This is a genomic window from Yersinia sp. 2466 StPb PI (genome assembly GCF_041538325.1).
GTDB lineage: Bacteria > Pseudomonadota > Gammaproteobacteria > Enterobacterales > Enterobacteriaceae > Yersinia > Yersinia enterocolitica_E.
Map to the genome: position 1 here is coordinate 1,340,243 of NZ_JAULSL010000001.1, position 23,404 is coordinate 1,363,646.

Here is a 23,404-nt window from a genome sequence, read left to right on the forward strand (position 1 = left end):
ATTGCGATTGGCCTTGGTGAAAGCTTCATCACTATTCGCGAAGAAGCTGAGAAATTCGCTAAATAATTTTGTAATCAAGTATAATGCTCACTTCGGTGGGTCTTTTGCATTTTAAGGGTATAAGGTCAGCACATTGCTTTGTATTGCTCCTGAAATGTAACCATAACTGTAATAATTTGAGCCACCCAAGCACATTCAGTGGTTTTATTGGTTCTTCCATACAAGCAAGATAATTTGCACCAGAAATAACCTACACTAAATGGGGCATCTTAAATTTGAGGTTTTTATGATCCCTAAGGGAGATAGCTTAAATGCTACATGCGATTACGTAAGTAGGTTAATCGGCGAAGCTGTTATTAAATTTCGCGTAAGTGGAGAAAGTATCGACTTGAATAATTTAGTACAACATTTCAAGTCTGAATTTTTACAAGAGCAAAATGAGGAACGAAAATTTTATTTGAGTTTAGCAATTGGAATGCTTTCTGTAGATTAGTTATAAGTAAAATCAGATTTTTCTGTAAGAATATTTAGTCTTTTTATGTCAAATATCCTGTTAATTTAAAATTAATTAGAGTTATCTTCATTGAATTGCTCGATTTTCATAATATTGTCCGAGATTCTCATTGCTTCCTACTCATTTAGGCGTAGGGTTGAACTCACAACGATTTACCCCTGTTGTATGTGACTTAGAGGATTTAGCCCGCTTCGTAGGGGCATTTTTTTGTTTATATATTAAAATATTACGCCATTAGCTCATCAGGATAGAGCGCCAGCTTTCAATGCTGACCGTGCGTGGTTCAAGTCCGCGATGGCGTACCAAATTTTAGCCCTAGCTTAACCGCTGGGGCTTTTTCATTTTAGCCAACCAATCACCCAATCAACTCCACACACATTACTGCTAATGAGTGGCTGCACTGGTGGGCTTAATGAAGTTATCGACTGGCGGTAGAACGTTGGGAGGAAAACATAATTGCAAATTGAGAGCCACTTTCACAACGGGTCTTTATCATTATAGAGCATATTTACGAGAAGGATATGCGATGAATAACATTGAAAGAAAAACATTTTTGCAACATATTGGTTATCCCTTATCGAAAGAAAGGAATAGCAATGACAAAAAAGTTAGATGCTCTAAGCCAATGGCTTAATCATCAATCATGGATATCGGGGCACCATCAAGACGAAGCTAGATTCTATCGTGCAGTTTTCCAAATATTGAAAGAGAATGGTGAGAACTCAATTAGCCCGGAAGACGTAAGAGATTATGTCATCAACCAGTTTTCAGGAATGCTAGAAAATGAATTTCTAGAGGTAAGGGCTGATGAGGCCGCGGAGCGGTTTGAGATTATTAGTGATTTTTGCGCCACTAACGGGCTTTAAATGAACTTTAGAATACAGAAGCCCACTTAACGTGGGTTTTTTTATTTCGCTGGATTTATAAAACTCTGCAAAGGTGCTGATAAAGCTCATTTGACAGAATCTAATAGAGGTTTTCGAACATTTTGGTCTCGCCATTACCGAGAGTGATACTTTACCAACCAGCAGGAAATTCTAAAAATGACCAACCCAGATTGATAGGCCATCGAATCAGTATACTGAGTTGGCTTAAACTCGCTTTCCATTTACAGTAACACTGGCGTCGGCAGAACTATTTGGTATGTATATTTTGACTTCGGACCCCGACTCAGTTGTTACTTCAATCGTAACAGATGACGGTGGAGCAACCGTATCATCACCAGTAAAAGCAGCAACTATCTGTTGTGATGATTTATCTCCAATAATCGGCGTCAGATCGCCGTTTACCAATCCAGCATAAATTTTCACATTACCCATATGCTTCTCCCAAAGGTAATTTATGGCACTCACCGAAAAACAAGAAATGTTCTGTCGCGAGTACCTCATCGATTTAAACGCTACACAAGCGGCTATTCGGGCGGGGTACAGCGTAAAGACTGCAAACGGCATCGCCGCACAATTATTGTCAAAACTTGACATCCAAAACAGAATCACCGAAATAAAAGCTCAACGCAATGATCTGGTTGGCATAAATGCGGCTTATGTCTTAAATCGGCTAGTCGAAATCGACCGGATGGATGTATTAGATATTCTGAATGATGACGGTGGAATTAAGCCCATATCTGAATGGCCTATCGCTGATGCTGACTCAATAGCTGATGCTAACTCAATCATTGATGCTGGCAGAGATGCTGACACTTTCGAACGCCTGATTGACGATTACGAATTGGCTATCGGGGTGTGATATGGCAAAGGTCAAGGTAACTGGCATTCGTGAGTCACAAAAGCAGCTTGCTGTATTAGTTGGCGAAATTCAGGGACGCAAAGCAGCAAGAGCGATCCAGTCAGCAATGATGATTGGCGGATCCCTGGCTGCGCTTTATACACCGATTGACACCTCAACGCTCATCAATAGCCAATTTCGAGAGTTAATTGTGAAAGGTACTCGGTTAACTGGACGAGTGCGTTATTCGGCAAATTATGCCATGTATGTGCATGATCCGACTGTAAAGCTGGTTTTCCGGCGCTCTACTGCAAAAAAGGAATTCTTGAAAGAGGGGTTTCGTGAGTCCAAAGAGCAAATTGATGCCGTAATCAAAAAGGAAATGTCTCTATGACGATATTTTAAAAGGTATCTGATTGGCTGGAGGAGGCGGGGCTGACTGATGGTTATAAGGTGCAACTTGCTCATTGAGTAGAGCAGAAAGCCGACACTGGCACAATGAAATACATCGTTGTGCAACCGGATGGAGACACGGCTCGATACGGGATCCGCTCAAATCGTCATTTCTACCGAAGATGGAAACTTTATCGCAACACATACTGCCACGGTTACCGCGTAGTTATTCCAAAGGGTGGCGAGTGTCTCCCTTGATAATGATTACGGAGAATCCTATGAACCCAATGGTAGAGATAGGAGAGATGTTAATCTCCGACAGATATACCGATTACTTTTTTAGTCCATCTTTCATGGCTATGTCTCGCATTGGAAGCCCTGAAGATATTGTTGAGGCCTATGCCACTCTAAACGGCTATGAAGTCGCTCAAGTGGTTGCTATCGCAAAGGATAGCTATGGTGAGATACCTGAATGGCTTGTTAAGGCACTACGCAAGCCAGCCTATGGGAGGAAGGTTTTATCCACTGCTATGCACGTGATGCAGTCATACCGCGATGAAGATGTCACCCCCGTTAATCTGTGAGTGGAGGCGGGTAAAAAAGGTGTGATATATCGTCGCTGCGGTATGTCGACCGGTGAAATAATTCTGATAGCCCACACGCTAATTGAGCATGGCGTGATGGGTAAGGCCAAAATCAGAAAGCCTCAGCGCGCTGAAACCAATAGTTACGTTAACGAGTTTCGGGCTATTGAATACATCAACTCAGCAAGGATTCATTATTGGAATAAGTCGAGCAGAGGCCGAGCGGTTAACGGCACTAAATTTTAACGCTATGGATGGGGACAGAAAAAAAACGTTGTATCGGTAATATTTTACTTAGAGATATTAGTCGTTGTTCATCAACGAACTGGTATTCTTGTTAACATTAGTATCGCGTAATCTGACTTTCGGCTATTGTGCCAGAGGCGGACATTGCAAAGGGGAGATTGGCGCAAGGATAGCTTTAACTTCTGATAAAAAAAGTCCCTCTCAGATTTACTGAGAAGGACTAAGGTATCAAAACTTGGCCCATCCCCCTTGTTCATCGTTTAGTGAAGCTATTTGTGCACGTGTTTTCGGCCTTATAAGCGGGATGATTAAAGGGCGGCGTTCATGCCCTTCAATTTTAAATACAGAAACAATTTCAGTGAGCTGACGAGCCTGTTCCTCCAGAGAAGCTGCCGCAGCTGCTGATTGCTGCACTAACGACGCATTTTGCTGTGTGACGCTGTCCATTTGGACCACCGCAGTTCCTATTTGACTTATCCCTTTACTTTGCTCCGTTGACGCTGCCGAAATTTCACTCATTATGTCATTTACATGACTGACTGAACTGACGATTTTTTCCATTGCCTCCCCCGCTAGCGTCACCTGCACAGATCCGGATTGGATGTTCTCGACAGATTCGTTAATCAGCACCCCAATTTCTTTTGCCGCCTGTGCACTTCGTTGTGCCAAACTTCGTACTTCGCTCGCGACTACGGCAAAGCCCCGCCCTTGTTCCCCGGCACGCGCAGCTTCGACTGCGGCATTTAACGCAAGAATATTGGTTTGAAACGCAATACTGTTAATCACACTAATAATGTCCACAATTTTGTGAGAACTGGCTGTAATCTTCGTCATAGTAGCGATAACTCCACCGACGACGATTCCCCCTTGATGGGCTTCGTGTGTTGCCTGTTCTGCAAGAGTGCTTGCCTGGCTCGCATTATCTGCATTCTGCTGTACGGTTGACCCTAACTGCTCCATACTGGAGGCCGTTTCTTCCAACGCAGACGCCTGCTCTTCAGTCCGGGAAGACAAATCGGCATTTCCGAGAGATATCTCGCTAGACCCTTTGTAAATAGAATCTGCACTGCTACGGATCTCAAACACGGTTTTTGCCCAGTTATCCTGCATTTTGTGAATGTAAGGAATCAACTGACCGACGCAGTTTTTACCCTGGTCACCGATTTTATTGTTAAGCACACCCACAGCAAGTGATTCAAGATGAGACTTGACAATGTTTAGGGGTTTAACGAGAAAATTAACCAGATACCTGTCTGTCAGTAACATGAGCAACACACTGATACATAGAGCACTTATGAGAATATATTGGCACCATACGACCCATTGGTTAATTTTCTGACTCGCCTGATCATTCAAAGATGAAATTTTGGCGTTGTATTTATCTATTGCTGCACTGAAATCGCGTCTGAGGGGAAGGTAGATGGTTGATTTTATTTTTTCAAAATCACTTATCTTATTTTCTGCTGCTGATTTATGCATTGGTAAAACAGCACTGTTGTAGAGGGCAAAAGAGCTGTTGTAAATAGCATTAATTGTGGAGGAGTCGATATTAGCGTGATCAATAGATTTAAATTGTTGAAGGCCATTCTTAAGGCTGTCTAATTCCACGAGGCTGGCTTTCATTTCGAGATCAACAACGCCAGTGTCATTTTTTTCAACAGCGGCAACAGCCCGCTCGAGTGCTGTTACTGCCCGATAATATTGCGCATTTGCACCATTAATTATGTCGCTGTTCAGTTGTTGTACATATGTTACGCCGAGTTCTTGTTTTAATTGCTTCAGAGAGTATAAAGCAAAACCCGATGCGCAGGCCCACAGGAGTGAAAACGTGAGCAGTATCAGGATAAGTGCGGTTTTAATTTTGGTATTTCGTATAAATGTCATGTTTCTAATCTCGAAAACTCAACGCAGAAAAATTCCTGTTGAAGGCGGTAGAACGTTCATTTTATTTATTTAGAAAAATCAAAATGAAATTTTTTAGTCTTTCACTACTTACTCTATCGGCGGTTAAGTATTTATCTTTAAGGAATATATCTGTTTTCTGAAATTTAATCCGTTAGAGTTTTAATTTTAAGGGGTAATCCGCCACAAGTTCTTCCTTCAGTTACTTGTTAAGTAAAGATTTTAATAAGTAACTGAAGGAGGAAAAGTGTGGTTTTTTTTCTTATAGGTTTATCTCCTTCGGTGTGGTTATTTTTTTACTCTCTTTTAATTTTGTAAGTTTTAAATTAGTGGTAGGGTTAACTAAATCCTAGTGCGAATTTTATTGTTGGTTTTAGTATGTGCTTCACACTCAATTAGCGCCAAAAGTGCAATTGTGAAAATAAAATCAACCTGTTACAAAATAAAAGTGAGCCTATTTAGAGGGTTGAGTAGGTGGGAGTAAATTCTGCCATGCAGTTTTTGAAAAAAATAATAAAAAATATGGATGAAATAATTTTTATTCTTAGGGTTTTTTTATTCATTTTTTGAAAATTTTTAGCATATGGGCGATTTAAAATGACGGAAGTGACCATTTTTGGTCAGACATTGGGGAAATAACTACCTGATTGGGTGGTAAAATCTTCTCCACAAAAAGTTGTTCTTAAAAGTAGTTACTGCCTTTTAGATCCAATCGATATTAAGCACAGCAGGGACCTCTTTGACGCTTTGCACAGCATTGATGACGAAACGTGACTGGACTTACTTTCATATAAAACGCCTTGTCTATATTAGGCAATGTGATCACTATGTTTCCTCAGTAGCTGCAAGTCAGGACCCAATATTTTATTCAGTTCTCAGTTATTCTTCTGGCAAGGTATAGAGTTCATCATTTTACAACGGATTGAACTAGATGACGGGGCTGTGGAAATTGGCTGGATTGACTGGTCGCCTATGATGAAACGCACTGCCTGCAGCACCGAGGCTATTTGTCTTTTACTTTCTTAAACTATGGGCGTTGTGCGTGGAAGTGTGACAGCTTAAACCAGTCAGCGATTGAAGCTGCAGATCGCCTGAGATTTAAATATGAAGGAACATTCAGGCAAAAACAAGTCTTGACTGGGCACAACCGTGACGCACGTTGATATTCCATTATTGATAGTAAATGGTTAGGAATCAATCACTCAATACAATGTTGGTTGAGTGCAACTAATGTGGATGAACGCGGTAAGCAAAAGCAAGGTTTGATAGTATTTATGCCTCTACAGGAAATACAAATTTATTAAAATAGTGCTACTATTAACATGTAATCCGAATAAATATTACTTGTTAAATTTTTATTTTTCAGCGATATGGATTTTCTGAACTTGATTAGTTGTTTTTTTTCATGGTGCTGACCGAAGTTTTTTAAATTTTTCGGTGCATTTTAATTTTCGTGTTGGTGCTGATTTTAGGTTTTTTTGTTAAATTGAATATGGGCTTATAGAATTAACTCGCCAAATAAAAGTATTCGTTGGTTAGTTAGCGCTAAAGCCTCCAGAGGAAAAGATATTATGATACTGTTCCTTGTTGAAGCAAATAATTTTCTTTATAGCTTTCCAGACGATCTTATTATAAGGCCTTCACCCAATGGTGATATGAAAATGATCGAGTATTGTAAAGGGGAGTACATTTACAGGAACTACTTCATAGGGTACCGGAGAGTTAATGGGATTATTTTGATTTTAAAAAATAACAAGCCTGTATGGATTATGACTTATGAAGGCGGAGTCTCAGATATAACTATTTCAGATGGTAGTGTTAATGCAATAAATAGATTTGTAAGACAAAACCTGGCAAGAGCGACTATTGTACAAGCTATCAGAGGACCCAGCGAATTTCACAATGATAAAATGAATTATCAAAATAGATTTTTCGGGTCTATACATAAGTTTAACGGCGTTGAAACAGTTATGGGAGAAGGGGAGTTACTAATGTATGAACTTAATTATTCAGGGAGTGATGTCATCATTTAGTTTTTTATGGACAGTATATTGAATGGCTACCGATTTTATCTGGTTATTGGGTCGAGTAAATATGAATGTACTTGACCGGGATTGAGTTTAGTGAGTCGCCATTCAAAGTATTGTTACGGTATTATCTAACCATACAGGAAGATTCTCCTTATACTAGTTGAGATGAAATGGAAAACAGCTTTCTGCCACTCATAGAGTAAATTGACCTCCTTTGTAACAATCCATGCTTTGGCAATTACGATTTCTCTCGTTAAATCATTAATATGACAATGACACGAAATCCGTCAATGCCGTTCTGCAAGATCGAAAAATGTTTGTTTAGTACCCATTCTTTTTATAATAGGGGAGCAGATCAATAGACTGGCTTCCAGTGCCGAATAAGCCGAGGAGATATTCAGCTAGGTTAGGAAATTCGCCAACGCAGAAGGTGCTGATGTAAGTCTCCCATCAAAACGGCCCATTAACTTTTAGAGATCTTCCGACATACTGATTATGTCACCTGAGGAGATCGCTATGCGTAAGATCCGATTCACCGAGCACCAAGTCATCGCCGTCCTGAAATCAGTCGAAGCTGGCAGGACCGTCAAAGATGTGTGTCGAGAGGCCGCTATTTCTGAAGCTAGCTATTACAACTGGAAAGCGAAATATGGCGGGATGGAAGCTGCTGATATTAAAAAGATCAAAGATCTTGAGGCCGAGAATCGTCGTCTGAAGCAGATGTTTGCCGATCTTAGTCTGGAATGCCTTGCGCTTAAAGACGTCATCGAAAAAACTTTAAAACCAGCGATAAAGCGTGAGCTCGTCAGTTATCTGACCGCGCAGTTTACGATGAGCGTACGCCAGGCATGCATGACGTAACTGCCGCAGGACATCTTGCCAACCCATCCCCGGTGCGAACATATGGCCGGGCATATCTGATAGAGCAGTACCACCGAAATATCAAATGTCGAACACGGCCGATGTTGGGGTTCAACTCATTTCGTCGGGCGCAGACGATATTGGCAGGTATTGAGTTAGTCCACATGTTAAGGAAAGGACAACTTCAACATCCAGCCGGAGAGCATTTATCACTGGCGGAACAATTTCATCTGTTGGCGGCCTAAAAAAGCGGTAGCGCAACTGTTGCTAACTTGCCTACGCAAATGCGACAGAGCCCTAAAATCGACTGAACAGTATTGCGAATGACCTAATCTTTTCGCTCCTGTCGCCAGTTGAGCAGCGGCGTCACCGTTAAACCATGCACCAACACGCTAGTTACGATCACAGTGAAAGCGATATCAGCCATACGGTCGGCTTCCGCACCCGCCATACCGTGGGTATAGGCATAAGCGATATAGTTGATGCTGCCGATACCCCGGATCCCCAGCCAGCCGATCATCAAACGTCGCGCGCATGGCGTATGACCGCCGATAGTCGCGATATAGACCGACGCTGGGCGAATCACAATAAACAATATGGCTGCAATGAGTAATCCCGTGGGCTCCCAATGCTGTGATAAGGTGATGCCCAACACCACAATAATGCCGGCAGCAAACAGACGCTCAATCGTATCGCCAAATGACAGTGCATCCCCCACCATCAGGCCCATGGATTTTGCAGGACCTCGATCGCCAAACGAATGGCGGTTGTGCGGATTTACCAGTTCTTCTGCAGGGTGGTAGCGCAGATCATCAGCCATATTCTCAGGCGGATGCAGATTCACAATGCGTAACTCCGCGCTGCGCAACCCGACACCTGCCGCGAAGGCCGCTAAAAAGCCCGATGCATCCAAACTTTGTGCCGCAGCATAGCTCAGTGTGATCAGCGATAAAGCAATAAAATCACTGGGTGCAACATCTCCCTGCGCATGGCGCATGCGGGTGGCCTGCAGACCAATCAGACGCCCCAGACCATAGCCAATGCCGAGACCGCCAAGTAGTGCCCAAAGCACATCCACCAGTGCCCAATGGCTAATTTGCAGGTAAGTCAGCGGCTCAGTGGAATTCATCAGCAACAGTGCCAGCATTAAAATCGGCAGCGCCGAACCATCGTTCATGCCGGCCTCACTCGAGAGCGACACCCGAAGATCGTCGTCGTCACGGGCGTCATTCACGGAAATGAGGCTGGCGAGCACGGGGTCAGTGGGTGCAACAATCGCCCCAAAGGCCAGTGCCATCGGCCAGGAGAGTCCGATGAGATAATGCGCCACCACCGTGACGCCTGCCACCGTGAGCAACATGCCGGGGAAAGCCAGCCGCACGCCCATACGCCAGCCGTGGTTACGAAAAGGAATGCGAAGTTTAAGGCCGGTAATGAACAGCGAAGCAGCCATAGCAATCTCGGTCAAACGGCTGGTCAGGTCCGAATGCGCCACAATATCGATATGCAGCAAGTCCAGTGCCCAGGGGCCACAGGCGACACCTGCCGCCAGATATATACCAAATGAGGTCACTGGGCTGCGGTGGATCCAACCCGACGCCAGTGACATAAGCAACATCAGTCCCCCCACCGCCGCCGTCCATCCTAAAAAACTCATGGGTTCCTCCGGTTTAAATGGGATTGAGTTACATTTTTTTCGACAAGAATGTGATAGAGAAAGGTTAGACCAAATCAGAGGCACAGCGCGCCAGGAATCAAAAATCAGGAATAACCATCCATCTTTTCTTAGGGTTTGAATCACCCCTCAAATCAGATAAGAGTTGGAAAGTTTAGTCGTGTCGGGGAGCATGAAAATCCGTTGGGCACGCCATTATATTGGTCACAGCATTGGAACAATAGACCTCCTGCAGGCACAGTACTTTTCACATCTCCTGCTTCGTTTTATACTCTGCAATAGGTCTATTACTCGACCCGCAAAGCGCCTCTTCCAGCATGATGCCTTAGGAGTACAAACTCACTCTTCCGCTATCAGTATTTCCAGAAGATCGATTTTCTAAACAATCTTGGCCATCGTTTCGTCGCTGACGTCCTGTTTGGCTCTTAATTAGTAGATGGCTGCTCGCTTGGCATTCAGTGACGCGAGGGTAGCACTACCGCTTTTCACCAAATTACCGATAATTTCGGTGCTGGCTTGTGTATAGGTATTGTCAGTATGCTATCCAGCGACAGGCGACCGCACCTCACACTGACATAACATCCGCTTTTAGGAAAGTGTAGTAGGCAATTTCTGCTTCTATGGGGGATATTCCCAATCAACCCTGCAAATCGATGATGATTGAACCGTTAATCTATCCTAGCATTGCCCAGGGCAACCCGATGGCATTCGTTCAACGGGCTTCCGTTCTATACAGACGCTGTTGGCATTGAGGGCACGTCTTTCGCCTACGGTATTCATGTTGGCAGAGCATACAGAAGTAAATCCTGTGTGGCAGAGTAGTCCTTGGTCGTGGTGGCGTTATGATAGGGCTCCGCCAGGTGTTTAAGGTGCGGGCTGTTTGTGAATACATTGCTGTCGCCCTTATCTGGTATCGGCATTGGCAGTCCCTCTCCGGCTGGAAATCCGGATGCTCCTGGTCATGGATGAATAAACGCTCTGCAAAATGGGAATGCAGCAATTGCAGCTGGTTATGGCAAGAAGGGCAATAATAGTGCTCAGTTATGGGACCTGGAGATAGATGTGTGCTATTAACCTGATTGCCCTGTGCCGTTAGGGCCGTTCTGATGTGTTGATACATGATGACATCCTTTGATTAATCCTTAATCCCCCCCCCCAAGTTTTATGCAGGGCTAAATCAACCTCCGGTCAGTGCGGTGGCTTATGGCATTGGCTTGGGGTGATGAGAGAGAAAAGCTGATAAGGTGGGAAGCCCGGGACTTAGAAGCCGTGCTGGGATGTTTTGGTGCTGTGAATACCTGTCTGGCAGGGTCTACAGTATTTCTCCCCATGGTAGTGAGCCGTGCATTTCGTACAATGCCAGTCTGTTTTCCTGACCAATGGAAGGGCCCCAGGGACCAGCCTGCGCAGTGTCATGACCCTGTCGATTTCTTCCTGTTCCGGATTGGTGTAAGGGCAGTCATTACGACGGCGCGTTGATATAGGCTGCTCGATATGCTCAAACCAGGGGGCTCTGCCTGTTCCCGCATTGTGGAGTTCCACGGGCAGCCACATAGGTGGCACACGTATTGATGATTGAATGCTGACAGCGCTGAGCGTGCTGACGTTAATCGTCCGGTGGTGCTGATGGCGATAAATGATTTTGCGTACACGGTATGACCCCTTTTCGTCGGATGGTAGGCATGGCTCATCCGTCCCTTGAGGGCAGATATCGATGCAAGCAGTAGGCAGAAATCGTGGGGAAGGTGGGATGTCGGCTAATGGCTAACGAGTCACAAGGGACTCAGGGCGGGACTGGGTAATACGCTGTTGCATCCAGGTTTCCACTTCGCTTTTGAACCAGCGGGAGCTGCGTCCCAGTTTGATGGGTTTTGGAAAGTCACCGTCTTTAATCAGTTTGTAAAACCATTTATCCGTCATCCCGGTATCGTTGCTGATAGATAAATGGAAAAACACACATTGACCAGTCCACAAAAATATGTTTTTTTAACATGTAGTTATGCTTACATACAGACGAAAAGTGGTTTTCCACTGGCTCTTACATTGGACAGTGGCTTGATTTTACTAACCGTAATGATTATCATTACTAAATTAATTAGTGGTTGTAATTATTATCGTCATGGAATTAGGCGGGATTATATGGAATACAACAAAAAGAATGCAATATATAATATAGTAAGTCTTTTTATTACTATATTAATCTCATTTTGGTCAAGCGTGTCAATTATTAACAACAAAAATATATTCGATATTATATTAGTTCTGGTGTTTTTTTTCGGGACTAGGGCAATAATTAAATTTGCATGTGACGTAATGAATAAATAATTATTTCAACGCAATATACAAGGGAATGTAATTTATGAAAGAGTTAAATTTAAATCAAATCAGAATGGTTTCTGGTGCCGGAGCTCCTGCTACTGTTGCTAATGCTGCGGGTGCAGCTGCTATTGTAGGAGCTATAGCTGGAATTCCTGGGGGACCAGTGGGTGTTGTTGCTGGTGCTGTTGTTGGTGGTTTGGGAGTGGCAATTGGATCTACAGTTCCTTCTGGAAATAGTTCCTCAGGACAAAGTCCTTCGTTTAACGGAATGTCTCCAAGCAATTACGCTCAATGCTTTATTTCTGGCGGAAAAAATTGCGGGTAAATTTCATAAGCGTAGCCTGGCAACAGGCTACGTTACTATATAATAGCGTTTCTTGGCTTAATAGTATTAAGCTAAAAATTAGCTTTCAATAGGGTTATTAACTCTGATTTCCCTCTGTATTAAAATAATCAAAATTTACAATAAATTTTCGCGACTATAATCTCATTGAGCATCATCAATAAATCGGCATCATTTATGCGACTACGGTTATCGATAGGATTTATCACAAACGATTATTTCTGATAAATCCTCCTTAATTTTCAGGATTCGAATACCAATGGTCAGAAAACTTATGCTAATACGTAGATATGGCTAACTGGATCATAAGCAGAACGAGCTAAAGGTCAGCGTCACCGGCAATACGGCAAATACGGAACTGTTTCCTTTATCAGATTCTGCGACTGCACCATCTTCACGGATACCATCTTATTCCTGCTGTCTGATAAAACCGCGTGGGTCACGGGCGCTATCTGGGATATGGATGGGGCTATCATGGCAGTAAAAAGAAACGTTATCTTCATTCCCAAAGCCGCCTACATCTCGGCGGCTTTCACTCCGTGTTGTCATCACTTCTTCAGGAGTTGCACTAAATTACCTTAAAGTGTCCCTGCAAAAAGGGACACGATTAATTAAGCACCGTATATTTTTTGTCGACATTACTCTGGCGGTAGTATTTTAGTCATAAACCAACACCATCGCACAAACCTTATGGTCAATCAGCGCTGCGTCTCCTCGCGCCCGTCAGCATTGCGCCCCAAAACACGCCGCCGAACAGTGACAACGTGATACCAACCAGAACGGCCAGGTAAACACCGTCGGAGGGCGACTGAAAGGCGCTCATCAAACCGCCAAAAACCGCCACCCCAAGGGCCGAACCTGTTTGTCTGCTCGCGTTGAGAACTCCGGCCCCGATGCCCGCTTGTTCCTGTGTCACTTTACTCATGAGTGCAGCAGTCGCCACCGGCGTAATAATGCCCGCCGCCAGACCGAGCGCCGGAAAAAATAGCGCAATACGCCAGTAGGGAACATCGTTTCCTAGGTCAAACAGGCCGGCAAACCCTGCGGCATATAAAATACAGCACCCTGATATCAGCCAAAGCGGGCCAAAGACTTTATTCAGTTTCCCTGAGATAAAACTGCCCATTGTCACCATCACGGTTAAAGGCAGAAAGGCCATTCCTGCGTCAAAAGGCGACCACCCCCGGATCTGCTGAAAATACATACTTAGCAGGAAAAACAGACCATAAAAAACTAGCGCAGACATGAACGACACAACGACAGATGCTGAAAATAGAGGAAGGCGGAACAGGGCCAAAGGCAGCATAGGATGCGTATGTGCCCGTTCAGTCAGAATAAAGCCGGCCCATGAGCTTAACGCGACAAATACGCCGAAGCGTATCCCGTTATCCTGCCATCCCAGGTGGGAAACCTGAATCAGCACGTCCATTGAACTGCTCAGCGCGATAATAACCCACAGTTGTCCCATTAAATCCAATGCTCTTTTCAGCTGTACGGCAGGTGGTGCAGTGATCCGCATCGCCAGTACTATTCCTGACAACGCCACCGGCACATTCAGCAGGAAAATACTCCGCCAACCCAGTAATTGAATAATGATCCCCCCCAACAACGGCCCCGCGGCCATCGCCAGTCCCCCGCATCCTGCCCAGACGGCAATGGCTTTAGCCCGTTGATGTGTGGGAAAAGCTTCATTGATTAACGACAACGAGGAGGGGACAAGGAGTGAGGCACCGACTCCCTGCAATACTCTGGAGAGTATAAGCATCGGCAGCGTTGAGGACAGTCCGCACAGCAGAGAAGCGACGGCAAATAAGAGCAGACCGGCAATATAAATATTTTTGGCTCCGAGTTTGTCGCCCAGCGCCCCCCCACTTAGAAGTAGGGCCGCGAAGGTCAATGTATAGGCATTCACTGTCCACTGCAGGCCGGTTATCGTCGTATGCAGACTGAGCGAGATAGACGAAAGCGCCACATTCACGATGCTGGTATCAAGTATTACGATGATGTAACTCAGACTTGTGGCGAGCAGAACCCGCCGTTGACGGGGGGAAAGATTTTTCATGTAAAGGCATCACGTGGTAATAAGGATAATGGACTATACCTTTATGCTCATTCACCATGATTCGACCATAATCGAAGTGTGCAATTCTCCCTAATAGGGTTCCTCACCATGGCGCCGGAAAAAATGAATCAATTTAAAATCTCAGTGGTGGCTCATCTCATTGCAGAACCTGTCCGATCCATGATGTTGATCATGTTGTCAGGGGGCGAAGCGTTCTCTGCTGGTGCATTGGCAGAGAACGCGGGAGTAACGGCACAAACCGCGAGTTTTCACCTGGCAAAGTTACGAGAAGGCGGGCTAGTGAGCGTTGAATCGGTTGGCCGCTACCGCTATTTCCGTTTAGCCGGCCCCCACATTGCGCATCTGCTCGAGAGTCTGGCGTCAGTAGGACCTGTGACATCTGCCTGGCTGACCACCCCAAGCCCGGCGGCGAAAGATTTGCGCTTTGCCCGCTGCTGTTACGATCATCTGGCAGGGCAAACCGGTGTTGCGATTACGCAGGGGATGCTCAATCGCGGTCTGATTATGGCGCGAGAAAGTGCACAGTACGTCCTAACGGACGCCGGTTTTCGGTGGTTTGAAGAAGAGGGAATGGAGCTGGCAGACAGAGGCTCAGAAAAGGGAAACAGTATCCGTGTATGCCTCGATTGGACAGAAAGGCAATACCATATTGCCGGTCCTTTAGGCGCACAAATGATGCACGTATTCATTGAGAGAAAGTGGGTCACACGTCAGGCGGGTTCGCGAGCCTTAAAGATCACCGTCATAGGTTGGGAGGCATTTGAAAAGCACTTCGGCATTGGTCAGCAGAATGGAAATATCACCCTGGAGCTGAATGTACCTTACTGACAACATCGACAAAATGATGCCACCACTTTGTCGATATTATATTTCGTCCCAGAAAGTTATTAACGTATTGACCGTGATGACCACGCATCACACGTTTACCGTTGGGTATTGTATCCGTTCCTATTCTCGGGCACGCTGAAATATAAGAATATATCTTTATTGATACGCAAAATGTAGAGAAACACGTCACCGCGGACAAGACCTTTATCAATTTAGTCGCCCTCTTCAATCCCCCTAAATATTTCTGGATTTACCGAGTAAATCTCTTAGTTGGCTGATCTGATGAACTGAAAGCCAGGCGAAGAACATGAGCCTTAATATCTACAGGCCATGCTGCAGTACAGTGTTCAAGTTTGGTTCGATCGTCTGCGAAGAGCGCGCGTATTCCCTCCTCATAGCCAGGCAAGTCTCCGGCGATCTGATAAGCAGCCTCATGGGCTGCCCGTCTTTGTTCACGTGCCCCTTCCTAGTGCATGGCTTCGTCTACCAGACGTCTGAGTGTAACGGATGCGCTGCCGGGTCGGGTGCTCGGTGAGCAATTCACGTTGATCGCCTTACGTGGCTGGTCTTAAAAATGACCGGTGATACATTTATGCTTAGTACTGTGCTCGCCCTCGTTGGAGTGCCACGGGCACTTTTCATGCTAATTGGGGGCGCGCTGGTTGATCACTATTCGCCGAAACGTGTGGTGATATTGACGAAGTATATCAATACGCTTCTACTAGGTTCACTCGCATTTTTGGTGTTGAGTCATAATCTGAGCATCAGGATGATTGATGGACTGTCGCTGGCGATTAGAGTGGTGACTGCGTTCAGTATCCCTTCCAGATCTGGAATATTGCCGCATGTTGTCAAGATTGAACAGTTACACAGTGCCACTAGCATGATGCTGGGTCTACAGCAGGTGACAATGTTCACCGGACCATTACTGGCGGATCTGCTTATTACGTTGTTTAGCGAGAAAAACTCAGGCGTCGCTTTTGATTCTAATGGGTTAGGTGTGCTGCTTATGTTAGACACACTCAGTTTTGCTATTTCGGCATGGATGTTCGCGAATAAAGGCGTAATTAGGATTCCTTACGCCTAATGCAGTGGCAAAATTCAGTATTCCACGTCACCCATTTGAAATAGATATACCCGCCGGGCATAGATATAACCTCATCATGCCTCGAGAAAACCGTAACCGACCAGGTGTTCAGGCATTGACCGAATGGGTAACAAGTGTGTTTGAAGAGGGGGAAATACATACGCGCATTTCAGAGATGTAAATATAAGGTTTTATAGAAGTAAAACTACATTGTGTTATGACAGTACATACCAGAATTGAAAAAGGACAGTAATGCCCTTTTATTTTTAAACGCAATAAATATTAAACTTTCAGCTACTTAATCGCATCCAGTGTATATGCAGAATAAACCACCGCCGCACCAGTATTAAGGTTGACTGCCACGGCTACTCCAGCATGCAGATTCAAGTCAGTTGAGTTTCAGTGATAATTTCCACTAGAAAATCTGCAACAGCCCTGACACGTGACGATGCGACCAGATCAGGATGACTGACTAACCAAATATCTTCAGAAAATACCTTTTCTGTTGGTATGACTTTAACTAGATCATGGTGTTGCGATGCGATAAAACAAGACAGTACTGCCAAGCCAAGATTGGCCTTTACGGCGGAAATCTGTGATACGACGCTGGTTGTTACCAACGTAGAGGGAGTATTTGGGTAGGTTTCATTAAGCCATTTGGAAGAGGGCAAGTGACTATAAGATGTGTCCCACGTGATAAAACCTCTTCCCTCCAGAGGATGGCTTTCGGGGGCTGGATACTGCTGGAGATAAGTTTCAGTGCCATATACCGCCGATGCCATGCTGCCCACTTTCCTTATTTTCAGCGAATCTTGTTCCGGGCGTATAAGCCGAAGCGCGAGATCGGCATCATTGCGTGACATTGAAACAGTATTCACACCCGTAATAATTTCCAACAAGATATCGGGAAAGCGGGCGGTAAAGCGGGGCAATGCCGGAATAATCAGGTGGCTTGCCAACGTTACTGCCGTTGCTAAGCGGACTTTCCCTGCCGGGCGGAGGTCTAATCCAGAGATGCCACTTTCAAGGGACAAAATTTTCCCTTCCACCTCCTCAGCATATTGAAGAACTTTTTGCCCTGCATCGGTCAAAAAATATCCGGTTTGATGATGGATAAAAAGACGAGTTTGCAGGCTGCTTTCCAGTGCCCCAATTCTTCTTGATACGGTTGACTGGCTGACTTTTAGCTTGGTAGCTGTTCTGGTCAAGCTGTGTGTTCTGGCGACAGCGAGAAAGAAGCGTAAATCGTTCCAGTCCATATTTATTTTTACCTTTTCTATTTTCTATTTATGGAAAATAATTTTCCTATATTAACCGTACTTTTCTGATTTTGACATTTATATACTTAAATGAATCTATATCAACTGGTGATTTCACCGATCACCTATTCTCGATAGGAGCTACTTATGGAAGTTGATAGTCGTACAGCATTAAATCTGAGCGCTACCGAGGTAGTACACGCTTATTTTTCTGCGTTTTCTCAAGGAAATATTAATGATGTCGTTGCCTTACTGGATGATAACGTTGTCTGGCATATCGATGGCAATCAGAACGTCTCTACCGTTGGACTATTGCAAGGGCCAGCACGGGTCAAATGCTGGCTAGAGAACTTCCCCAAGAATTTTAAGCCTCAGGCATTTTCCATTACGGATCTTATCGAGCATAACGGCAGTGTTCTGGCGCTGGGGAAATTTCGTCATACTGTTTTAAGTACGGGGAATACCGTCGGTAGTGAGATGGTAATTCATTTTAAAGTATCTAAATCGAAAATTACCCGCTACCAGATATTTGAAGATTCAGCGCTACTGAGCCGGGCTTTTGAACCCACGGATGAGTGGCAGGTGCAACAGATAAAAATCAATGGCACTCTTTATCGCTATTGGGATTATGGCGAAGGCCCGACGCTTATTTTTGCCCATGGACTATTTGTTAATCATGATATTTTTTCTGCACAATTTAGTGCTCTGAGTAAGTCGTATCGCTGCATTGTCTTGGACATGCCGGGTCATGGGCAAAGCGGATACAATCCTGATGGATGGACACTTGACAGTATCAGCCAGGATTTGGTGTTGATGATTAAAGAACTATCGCTGGGAGACGTCACGTTTATTGGGCAAAGCCAGGGTGGAATGATCGGCATTAGGCTTGCCGCCCTTTATCCGGAAATAATCTCCAAATTGGTGCTTATCGGCACCTCTGCCAGAGAAGAGTTTCCTGAACGGTTGGATAATTGGCGTAGGCAGCGCGAGATTTTACTTAATGGTTCTGAGCGAGAGCGTGAAGCGATATTTTCTGCTATTCAACGCCATATTAATGGCAAAGAGTGGTTATTGAAAAATCATGCTGAGATCATCCACGAAAGGGTAATTATGCTGGCTCATAATCGATCAGGGTTGGCGCTTGCTCTAGATGCTGCCGTTTTTACCCGGGGTGATGTGCGGGAATTGCTTGCCTGTATCATGGTACCAACGCTGATTATTTGCGGCGAAAGCGATACTGCAACGCCCGTGGCTCTTAGCCATGAAATGGCTGCCGCGATTCCAAAAGCATTACTGCTCACCTTAGCCAACGTAGGTCATCATCCGACGATTGAAGCTGCTCAGGCTGTGACAAATGCGATTACTGAATTTTTAGGTTCTGAATGAAATACTCAGTACTAACAGTACAAATTCTTGTGAATATGCAGTTCATTAACCAACCGTGGGATGTCAGCGAGGCTTGAGATTCACTCGTACGACAAACAACGTTAAGAAATTAACAGACGGAAATATCAAAATATATGAGACTCATTTTTGGGGTTTAATAGAGGACTTCAAAAATCGAATTTTATCCTTTGGGTATCTTTAGACGGTTTACCGCACTTTTAACCCAGTGGCCCTCTACGCGAAATCCTCATAGCCTCTATGATATCTGATTTTTGATAGTACCGATGGTTCACCCTATTTTCATGTGATATTGGGTCATCCACCATTTTAATTTGAATAGTTTCAGTGTATAAAACTGGGTTTTTATACAGATTTAGGGCGAAAAATGATGCTGGAAAAAGGTATTCAGGAACTGGTACAGGACTTTATCGCCCAGGGGCGTCCCTCGATCAGGGATCTCCATATTACTGACAGGCGGGCTAACTATGTTGCCAGTACAGTTTTGGCCGGGGAAACGGAAACGCGTGTTCAGATAGAAGATATAACGCTTGAAGGATCCCGCTTTCGGGTCGTTTCACCCCTGAATACTGCGGGTAGTCTTCCCACACTTATCTACTATCACGGCGGCTGTTTCGTTAGTGGCGGCTTTTCCACTCATGATAAACAGCTACGTCAGCTTGCTTATTACGGCAACTGCCGGGTGATTGCCATCGAGTACCGCCTTGCCCCCGAGCATATTTTTCCAGCCGCACATGATAACGCCGAAAAAGGGGCAAACCTTATCTGGCAATACGCAGACAAACTCGGTGTTGATCGTTCGTGTATTACCCTTTCCGGCGATAGTGCAGGTGGCCATCTGGCTTTTGTCACCGCTCTGCGGCTGAAAGCCGCGGCCCAATGGCAGCCACGCCAGCTTATCCTTATTTACCCGATGCTTGACGCGACAATTCATTTTGAAAGCTATACCCGCAATGGGTTGGATTATGTGATAACTCGCGATACTTTGCTGACCGGGTATGATATGTATCTGTCGCATACTGAACGTTTGCATCCTGAGGCCAGCCCACTGTGGCGGGACGATTTTAAAGGCTTACCGCCAGTGCATATCATCACCGCTGAGTACGATCCGTTATGTGATGAAGGTGAAGCTTTGTATCAGCGACTGACAGAACAAGGAGTCATCTGCACCTGCCAACGCTGGTCCGGAGTGATACACGGTTTCCTCCAACTTGGTGGTATCAGTCAGGCAGCGTGTGATGCGTTGAGATACGTAGCTTGGCGTAGTAATTCTGTCAGTCAGTAAACTAGTAAGGGTTATTAATGACTTTGTAGACGGTGTAACGAACTATATTTAGCTTCCTAATTATCCTGGCGCGCCAATTATACTGAGAATAAAAACATGTTATTAAAAACAGTATTGACAGGGTATGAAAAAGCCGTAAATTAGCTTTCAACAGCGGAGACATGAATGTCTACCTGTTAATTTTAAAAGTGTTGAATAATCTATTTTATATTATTATTTTTAATAGATATTAAAGTATGTATACAAAAATGCGATGATGTAAGGATCTGTTACATAAGTTATTTAATGTCGCGGCAATGTTAGAGAACATGGTTAAAATATTGCGACAACAGTAAAGCCACGCATCAAAGATTCTATATCGCGAAGGGGAGATGTACTTGTTTAACCTAGCCTGACTTAGTGTTCTAAAAACTAACAGGTAGTTTAAAACCGGAAGAATATAGGAGTTGTAGTCAAATTTTATCACCTAATATTATCTGTAAAAACTTGTGCATTTAAAGTAGTACCCAAAGCAGTACGAAGTCACTAAGTATATTAATGTCAAATTTCAAGTATGCAGTACCTTAAAAGCCCTAATTATACTCGTTAGGGCTTTTATCGTTTATAGGCTAAATATAAAAAACGAGAAGGCTAGTGCCCACCGGATGTGGCATCAACACCAAGTAAAACACCTCAATAACATGATTAAAAGCGACCACTGCAAGCTGAAACGGATAATTAATCCGATGTTAGGCTTCGATTCATCAAGGCGAATTACTAACTAATTAAGGGGATATAGGTGATTTCAGTGTTGCATAAAGGTCAGGCTAAGACTTGGTATTATGGTTATCCCCTGTGCGAAGAGCGTCGGATGAATTACGTTTCCAGTCTTTAAAACTTTTAGCTTGAGGGCGACTTTACCCTAATCGGCTATTGGCAACAGTGACAATATTTTTACTGGCGGCTGTCTTATCTGACAGCTGTTCAGGTGGACTGCGTCGATAATGACCCTGGTGAGGCGCTGACGCAGTACCTGAACTCACCATGCCTAACGAGGGCACAACAGAGTATGATTACTTAGAAAGCATACCGCACGCCCAGCATCACGTCATTCGACGTCACCGAGACTTTCGCTGTTTCACGATTTCCCCGGCGAGTCGTATAACCTGTTTCAACATCCCCGGCATCAAGGTAACGGTAGCTAAGGTCCATACTCACGTTATCCATTATAGCCCAATTAACCCCCACCCCCACCGCCCAGGCGAAGTTTGTAGTACTGCCGGAGTGGTTACCACTTCTTACCGAACCATCAACCATGCCAGTGCTAATTTGGGTATCGGTACTGACGGTGTATTGATCCAAAGACAGACGACTGAAACCCACACCGGCAGAAACCCACGGCGTGAACGCTGTGCTGTTATGCATATCCCAATAGGCATTCATCAACACGGTCTGAAGTTGAACGTCCAGGTTGTTTTCTGTTTTACCCTCATAGCCAGGATAGCCAAACGGGCCTTCGTCATACGTCATGTTGTTATTGGAGTTTGCTTTCCCGTAACCGGTGTATTCCAGTTCTAGGCGCATCGGCAGACTGAACTGCGGATGAAAATCGTAACCTGCCGCCAGAGAGCCCGCAAAGTTACTGTCACGTTTACTGCCAAAATCATCAGAAACCCTGTCTGATGCATAGCTCAGGGACTGATTGCTGGGACTCGTTATCCCCACGCCCACCTTACCCGAGAGGTAGACCCCATTTTCAGAGGCAGCCAATGCCGAGGCCGACACCAGTACCAGTAAACCCGACAGCAACGTTTTATTGAATATCATGACATTTCCTTGTGAGTAGAGTCATGGGCAGTGATAACACCTCAGGGTCCAGGCTCTGACTACAGAGCTATTGCCACAACGACAGGCATAAACGCTTAAAGAATCGACTGTCCTTGTTACCCATCAAGTTATCGCCACACCCCTTTATTTGATAGAATATAACGATCGATAGTATACTATCGATCGTTAGTACCGATCAATTGAAAGTGTAAATATCAAAAAAAACATGCTGGTGTAGGAAAGCTCACCACTGTCATACAAGGTTGCAGGGCATGTTCTCGCCCATCAGTGAAAACGCTATTTTTTCTGTTGGCGAAGGGGAATTGATTCTAACGATAAGCAACCTGTCGGGTGTCGTAAGGGGTATTCGTCGCTTTAGCCCTCACAGCGGTTGCCGAGGATGCAGGGTGAGTCCTGTCGATGAATGACCATGGTTAGCACCATGCCATCGGTGAAAGATGTGTGACTCACAGTGGCGGATGCGTTTGAGTACGCACCCGCATTTTCCACTGAGCCACGAAGATAACACGGTGTGAACAAAGGTTGGCGATCATGCAAAAAACTATTTAGCCCACACAGGATATGGGTAAGGTTTTCCAACCATACGGTAATGACAGCAGAGTCTGAAGTGATACCACATTAGTTATCCTTAACGTAAAGTGGCTTATATTATTGTTAACTAAAAAGTTTTATACATCCTTAACCACCGCAAGTTGCGGAAGGATCCGTTTTACTTTGGCAGGGGGTACAACTCAATCGGTATTGGCGCCTTCTGGTCATATTTCAGTATCTGTTACTCACTTTACCGGCGACGGACTACCACCGGAAATCTGCTGATAAATCGCCTCCATCTGTTTCGCATCTGGATGACTGACGATATTCACCCAATCGGGCCGCTGCGGGCCGTAGACACAGGAGAAGCCAGTTGCAGCATCCCGTAGGGCAGTATACTGCAGGTCAAACACCTTCGGATGGGTTCAATCTATCCAGAAGAACCTCATTCCGGCCAGCTCACCAACCGGGCATACATCGTTCCACGCCTCACTCACCAGAGAAGCCT

17 protein-coding genes and 7 pseudogenes are annotated in these 23,404 nt (G+C 44.8%); 13 read left to right on the top strand and 11 right to left on the bottom strand.

Going from position 1 to position 23,404, the window contains the following annotated elements; genetic code table 11:
• The first annotated feature begins 1,110 nt into the window (after positions 1 to 1,110).
• Entirely contained in the window at positions 1,111 to 1,380 is a 270-nt protein-coding gene (locus Q2T72_RS05945) for a hypothetical protein (protein WP_372568799.1), read from the top strand.
• A 225-nt stretch (positions 1,381 to 1,605) separates the two neighbouring features.
• Here Q2T72_RS05945 and Q2T72_RS05950 read toward each other — a convergent pair whose 3' ends face one another.
• Complete coding sequence (locus Q2T72_RS05950; RefSeq protein WP_372568800.1) at positions 1,606 to 1,833, bottom strand: hypothetical protein; 228 nt, start codon at positions 1,831 to 1,833, stop codon at positions 1,606 to 1,608.
• Positions 1,834 to 1,855: 22 nt separating this feature from the next.
• On the opposite strand from Q2T72_RS05950, the pseudogene Q2T72_RS05955 reads away from it, so the two are divergent.
• From Q2T72_RS05955 to Q2T72_RS05965, 3 genes and pseudogenes are all read left to right on the top strand, one after another.
• Positions 1,856 to 2,149 (top strand): annotated as a pseudogene (locus Q2T72_RS05955) (terminase small subunit); the annotation flags it as partial.
• 112 nt (positions 2,150 to 2,261) lie between these two features.
• Positions 2,262 to 2,633, top strand: coding sequence for an HK97 gp10 family phage protein (locus tag Q2T72_RS05960; RefSeq protein ID WP_372568801.1), 372 nt, complete (start codon positions 2,262 to 2,264; stop codon positions 2,631 to 2,633).
• 304 nt (positions 2,634 to 2,937) lie between these two features.
• A pseudogene (locus Q2T72_RS05965) lies at positions 2,938 to 3,462 on the top strand (DUF6246 family protein).
• Between the two features lie 228 nt (positions 3,463 to 3,690).
• On the opposite strand, the gene Q2T72_RS05970 reads toward Q2T72_RS05965, so the two are convergent.
• The gene (locus tag Q2T72_RS05970) at positions 3,691 to 5,346 is read right to left on the bottom strand and encodes a methyl-accepting chemotaxis protein (RefSeq protein ID WP_372568802.1); all 1,656 of its coding nucleotides are present in this window, start codon (positions 5,344 to 5,346) and stop codon (positions 3,691 to 3,693) included.
• A gap of 1,589 nt (positions 5,347 to 6,935) precedes the next feature.
• Here Q2T72_RS05970 and Q2T72_RS05975 point away from each other — a divergent pair.
• The 3 genes and pseudogenes from Q2T72_RS05975 to Q2T72_RS05985 form a co-directional block, all read left to right on the top strand.
• The gene (locus Q2T72_RS05975; protein WP_372568803.1) at positions 6,936 to 7,397 is read left to right on the top strand and encodes a DUF5680 domain-containing protein; all 462 of its coding nucleotides are present in this window, start codon (positions 6,936 to 6,938) and stop codon (positions 7,395 to 7,397) included.
• A gap of 513 nt (positions 7,398 to 7,910) precedes the next feature.
• Positions 7,911 to 8,246: pseudogene (locus Q2T72_RS05980) on the top strand (transposase); the annotation flags it as partial.
• A 65-nt stretch (positions 8,247 to 8,311) separates the two neighbouring features.
• Positions 8,312 to 8,500, top strand: a pseudogene (locus Q2T72_RS05985) (DDE-type integrase/transposase/recombinase); the annotation flags it as partial.
• Positions 8,501 to 8,583: 83 nt separating this feature from the next.
• Here Q2T72_RS05985 and Q2T72_RS05990 read toward each other — a convergent pair.
• From Q2T72_RS05990 to Q2T72_RS06005, 4 genes are all read right to left on the bottom strand, one after another.
• On the bottom strand, positions 8,584 to 9,912 hold the full coding sequence (locus Q2T72_RS05990; RefSeq protein WP_372568804.1) for a cation:proton antiporter: 1,329 nt from the start codon (positions 9,910 to 9,912) through the stop codon (positions 8,584 to 8,586).
• A 730-nt stretch (positions 9,913 to 10,642) separates the two neighbouring features.
• Positions 10,643 to 11,050, bottom strand: a complete 408-nt coding sequence (locus Q2T72_RS05995; RefSeq protein ID WP_372568805.1) for a putative zinc ribbon protein — start codon at positions 11,048 to 11,050, stop codon at positions 10,643 to 10,645.
• 140 nt (positions 11,051 to 11,190) lie between these two features.
• The gene (locus Q2T72_RS06000; protein WP_372568806.1) at positions 11,191 to 11,484 is read right to left on the bottom strand and encodes a putative zinc ribbon protein; all 294 of its coding nucleotides are present in this window, start codon (positions 11,482 to 11,484) and stop codon (positions 11,191 to 11,193) included.
• Positions 11,485 to 11,694: 210 nt separating this feature from the next.
• On the bottom strand, positions 11,695 to 11,850 hold the full coding sequence (locus Q2T72_RS06005) for a helix-turn-helix transcriptional regulator (RefSeq protein ID WP_372569859.1): 156 nt from the start codon (positions 11,848 to 11,850) through the stop codon (positions 11,695 to 11,697).
• A gap of 439 nt (positions 11,851 to 12,289) precedes the next feature.
• Here Q2T72_RS06005 and Q2T72_RS06010 point away from each other — a divergent pair.
• Both Q2T72_RS06010 and Q2T72_RS06015 read left to right on the top strand, forming a co-directional pair.
• Positions 12,290 to 12,493, top strand: a pseudogene (locus tag Q2T72_RS06010) (microcin H47); the annotation flags it as partial.
• Positions 12,494 to 12,991: 498 nt separating this feature from the next.
• Positions 12,992 to 13,081, top strand: a pseudogene (locus tag Q2T72_RS06015) (sugar dehydrogenase); the annotation flags it as partial.
• A gap of 205 nt (positions 13,082 to 13,286) precedes the next feature.
• Here Q2T72_RS06015 and Q2T72_RS06020 read toward each other — a convergent pair.
• On the bottom strand, positions 13,287 to 14,654 hold the full coding sequence (locus tag Q2T72_RS06020; RefSeq protein WP_372568807.1) for an MFS transporter: 1,368 nt from the start codon (positions 14,652 to 14,654) through the stop codon (positions 13,287 to 13,289).
• Positions 14,655 to 14,777: 123 nt separating this feature from the next.
• Between Q2T72_RS06020 and Q2T72_RS06025 the strand changes: the two genes are divergently transcribed.
• Positions 14,778 to 15,503, top strand: a complete 726-nt coding sequence (locus Q2T72_RS06025; protein WP_042570108.1) for a helix-turn-helix transcriptional regulator — start codon at positions 14,778 to 14,780, stop codon at positions 15,501 to 15,503.
• Positions 15,504 to 15,753: 250 nt separating this feature from the next.
• On the opposite strand, the pseudogene Q2T72_RS06030 reads toward Q2T72_RS06025, so the two are convergent.
• Positions 15,754 to 15,951, bottom strand: a pseudogene (locus tag Q2T72_RS06030) (DUF2239 family protein); the annotation flags it as partial.
• A gap of 126 nt (positions 15,952 to 16,077) precedes the next feature.
• On the opposite strand from Q2T72_RS06030, the gene Q2T72_RS06035 reads away from it, so the two are divergent.
• Positions 16,078 to 16,590, top strand: coding sequence for a hypothetical protein (locus tag Q2T72_RS06035; protein WP_372568808.1), 513 nt, complete (start codon positions 16,078 to 16,080; stop codon positions 16,588 to 16,590).
• Positions 16,591 to 16,973: 383 nt separating this feature from the next.
• Here the strand turns inward: Q2T72_RS06035 and Q2T72_RS06040 are convergent, their stop codons facing one another.
• Positions 16,974 to 17,849: a LysR family transcriptional regulator gene (locus Q2T72_RS06040; protein WP_271311743.1), complete on the bottom strand. Its 876-nt coding sequence runs from the start codon at positions 17,847 to 17,849 to the stop codon at positions 16,974 to 16,976.
• Positions 17,850 to 17,996: 147 nt separating this feature from the next.
• Between Q2T72_RS06040 and Q2T72_RS06045 the strand changes: the two genes are divergently transcribed.
• Together Q2T72_RS06045 and Q2T72_RS06050 are read left to right on the top strand one after the other, a co-directional pair.
• Positions 17,997 to 19,235, top strand: coding sequence for an alpha/beta fold hydrolase (locus tag Q2T72_RS06045; protein WP_271311742.1), 1,239 nt, complete (start codon positions 17,997 to 17,999; stop codon positions 19,233 to 19,235).
• A gap of 385 nt (positions 19,236 to 19,620) precedes the next feature.
• The gene (locus Q2T72_RS06050) at positions 19,621 to 20,538 is read left to right on the top strand and encodes an alpha/beta hydrolase (protein ID WP_372568809.1); all 918 of its coding nucleotides are present in this window, start codon (positions 19,621 to 19,623) and stop codon (positions 20,536 to 20,538) included.
• Positions 20,539 to 21,594: 1,056 nt separating this feature from the next.
• On the opposite strand, the gene Q2T72_RS06055 is transcribed toward Q2T72_RS06050, so the two are convergent.
• Positions 21,595 to 22,344 (bottom strand): outer membrane protein, encoded by a 750-nt coding sequence (locus Q2T72_RS06055; protein WP_372568810.1) that lies wholly within the window; start codon positions 22,342 to 22,344, stop codon positions 21,595 to 21,597.
• Positions 22,345 to 23,141: 797 nt separating this feature from the next.
• Positions 23,142 to 23,309, bottom strand: a complete 168-nt coding sequence (locus Q2T72_RS06060; protein WP_271311740.1) for a hypothetical protein — start codon at positions 23,307 to 23,309, stop codon at positions 23,142 to 23,144.
• Positions 23,310 to 23,404 lie beyond the last annotated feature (95 nt).

Bases quoted from the DNA above. Each gene is read 5' to 3' on its own strand.
- Q2T72_RS05945 (WP_372568799.1), top strand. From the start codon at position 1,111: ATGACAAAAAAGTTAGATGCTCTAAGCCAATGGCTTAATCATCAATCA.
- Q2T72_RS05950 (WP_372568800.1), bottom strand. From the start codon at position 1,833: ATGGGTAATGTGAAAATTTATGCTGGATTGGTAAACGGCGATCTGACG.
- Q2T72_RS05960 (WP_372568801.1), top strand. From the start codon at position 2,262: ATGGCAAAGGTCAAGGTAACTGGCATTCGTGAGTCACAAAAGCAGCTT.
- Q2T72_RS05970 (WP_372568802.1), bottom strand. From the start codon at position 5,346: ATGACATTTATACGAAATACCAAAATTAAAACCGCACTTATCCTGATA.
- Q2T72_RS05975 (WP_372568803.1), top strand. From the start codon at position 6,936: ATGATACTGTTCCTTGTTGAAGCAAATAATTTTCTTTATAGCTTTCCA.
- Q2T72_RS05990 (WP_372568804.1), bottom strand. From the start codon at position 9,912: ATGAGTTTTTTAGGATGGACGGCGGCGGTGGGGGGACTGATGTTGCTT.
- Q2T72_RS05995 (WP_372568805.1), bottom strand. From the start codon at position 11,050: ATGTATCAACACATCAGAACGGCCCTAACGGCACAGGGCAATCAGGTT.
- Q2T72_RS06000 (WP_372568806.1), bottom strand. From the start codon at position 11,484: ATGTGGCTGCCCGTGGAACTCCACAATGCGGGAACAGGCAGAGCCCCC.
- Q2T72_RS06005 (WP_372569859.1), bottom strand. From the start codon at position 11,850: ATGACGGATAAATGGTTTTACAAACTGATTAAAGACGGTGACTTTCCA.
- Q2T72_RS06020 (WP_372568807.1), bottom strand. From the start codon at position 14,654: ATGAAAAATCTTTCCCCCCGTCAACGGCGGGTTCTGCTCGCCACAAGT.
- Q2T72_RS06025 (WP_042570108.1), top strand. From the start codon at position 14,778: ATGAATCAATTTAAAATCTCAGTGGTGGCTCATCTCATTGCAGAACCT.
- Q2T72_RS06035 (WP_372568808.1), top strand. From the start codon at position 16,078: ATGACCGGTGATACATTTATGCTTAGTACTGTGCTCGCCCTCGTTGGA.
- Q2T72_RS06040 (WP_271311743.1), bottom strand. From the start codon at position 17,849: ATGGACTGGAACGATTTACGCTTCTTTCTCGCTGTCGCCAGAACACAC.
- Q2T72_RS06045 (WP_271311742.1), top strand. From the start codon at position 17,997: ATGGAAGTTGATAGTCGTACAGCATTAAATCTGAGCGCTACCGAGGTA.
- Q2T72_RS06050 (WP_372568809.1), top strand. From the start codon at position 19,621: ATGATGCTGGAAAAAGGTATTCAGGAACTGGTACAGGACTTTATCGCC.
- Q2T72_RS06055 (WP_372568810.1), bottom strand. From the start codon at position 22,344: ATGATATTCAATAAAACGTTGCTGTCGGGTTTACTGGTACTGGTGTCG.